The 1,917-nt window shown below is 70.5% G+C and carries 1 protein-coding gene; it reads right to left on the bottom strand.

What is annotated here, in order from left to right; genetic code table 11:
• Nucleotides 1-134 precede the first annotated feature (134 nt).
• Nucleotides 135-1,631 carry a YfjI family protein gene (locus PV721_RS43125; RefSeq protein WP_319734300.1) on the bottom strand — a complete coding sequence of 499 codons (1,497 nt, stop codon included), beginning with the start codon at nt 1,629-1,631 and terminating at the stop codon, nt 135-137.
• Nucleotides 1,632-1,917 lie beyond the last annotated feature (286 nt).

Raw genomic sequence — 1,917 nt, 5'->3', positions numbered from 1 at the left:
CATTTCAATTTGTCTTAATTACCCGTCTCTCCCCACGACGGCCACTGTCGTCCAATGCCCCGGTTCCATTATGCCAGTATTGGTTGCCACTGTCCCGCCCGTTACCTTCTGTGGGAGCACCGTTGGATCCCCCATCAGCCCCCACGTCCGAGCACTACACGCGCCCGTGGGGGCTGCTGGCGGATCCAACCGTGCTCCTCCAGGAGGTCCAGGGCGGGGTCGAGGTCACCCATAGCGGAGAACTCGCTGCGGGGCATCGCGCGGAAGAGGTCGCGCTTGGTGAAGGTCGCTGTGCGGGTCTCGGTCAGGTGGGTCAGGACGGTGTGGGCGGCTTCTTGGGCGGGGTCGGCCTTCATGGCGTTGAAGACGTCGAGGGCGTGGGCGGTGAAGTAGTCCCCGAGGCGGGTGGCGGCGGCCATGGTTGCGGCGGCGATCGGCCGCGTCCAGGCGTCCTCGGGGTGGGCGGCGAGGTGGAGGAGGCCTGCGATGCGGGCGACGGCGCCGTCGCGCTTGCTGGCCCAGTTCACGATCGGCGCGAGGCTCCCGTCCTTGCGCAGGCGGGATTCCGTGACGCGCTGATAGGCCAGCAGGACCGCGTCAGCCTCAGGGGTGAGGGTGAGTTCGGCGGTTTCGGTCCAGGCCGCGAGGGTAAGGGCCAGGCCCCCGAGGTTCTGGGCGTAGGTGCCGGCGGTGTCGGGGCTGAGGAGTTCGGGGGTGAGGTTGCGGTAGCCGACGAGGGATTCGGGCTTGGAGTAGAGGAACCGGGCGAGCAGGCCGCGGCCGTCGGCGCCCTTGATGTGCCCGATGGAGTCCAGGACGTCCGGCTGGATGGCCAGGCCCATGGTGATGGCGGGGTTCTCGATGTACTGGGGGTCGCGCGCCTGGCGGTTGACGCGGGCCATGTCGCCGGCGTGGCCCTTGAGGAAAATCCCCATGTTCGGGCCGGCAGAGTAGCGTCCGGCGATGATCTCGAAGATCTCTCCCTCCGGGGACAGGATCGCGATCCGTCCGTCCTGCTGGGCGAGGAGGCTGGTCAGGCTTTCGGCAGTGGTGTCGTCGGCGATGAGCTGCGGCTTGACTGGGACGACGGCCGCCTCCGCGGCCTCGGAAAGGGAGATGGCCTGAGCGGTCAGGCCTGCCAGCTTGTCGGCATCCGCGTTGGCCGCCAGCTTCTCAGCCCTCTCGGCAGCTGCTTTCGCGATCCGCGCGGAAGCGGCGGCCTCAGCCCGCTGCGGCGCCGTGAGCTCGATGAGGGCCTTCTCGGCGGCGAGCAGCGGCTTGACCATGAGCCCGAACACTGCGCTCTTGCGGCTGCCCGGCGGCATCGCGACGGCCGTGTAGAGGTTGACCGGCTCGCTCCACTGCCCGCGCACGCTCACGGTGAGGCGCCCGCCGGCGGCCGTGCCGATGACGGCGAGTGCTAGGCACCCGGCGAGGTCGACGGGCGTCTGCGTTTCCTCCGCGACCCCGGCGGTCATGGCGGCGAGCCAGTCGGGCAGGGCATCGACGGGGAACGTGGGGAGCTGCCCGCGGGGGTTGAGCGGTACGGGCTCCTCCCACCCGGGTCCGGCGACATCCTCCGGGGTCATCTGGTCGAATCCGGCCCACAGCTCGGGGTCGTGCGTGGTCATGCGGCTTCCCTTCGCGGGGTGAGGCGGGAGCAGACTTCGTGATGCTCGGCGTGGTCGGCGATGAGCGCGAGGGCGCGGCCCGCGGCTAAGACGTCCCGGCCGCAGGAACACCAGGAGCGCACGCTCGGGCTCGCGCCGTACGAGGGCGGGGCGACGATGTGGAGCCAGCCATCGGCCGGCGCCCGTCGTCGGCGAGCGGGTCAGGGCGAACATGAAGGGACGCCTTCGGCGACGACCTTCGGCGCGCCACCGCCGTCCGGGGTGGGGGCCGGTTCGGCGGGACTGG

Origin of the sequence: Streptomyces sp. MB09-01 (assembly GCF_033794505.1) — a bacterium.
Classification (GTDB): Bacteria; Actinomycetota; Actinomycetes; order Streptomycetales; family Streptomycetaceae; genus Streptomyces.
This window is presented reverse-complemented; position numbering and strand designations above follow the sequence as displayed.

Bases quoted from the DNA above. Each gene is read 5' to 3' on its own strand.
- PV721_RS43125 (WP_319734300.1), bottom strand. From the start codon at position 1,631: ATGACCACGCACGACCCCGAGCTGTGGGCCGGATTCGACCAGATGACC.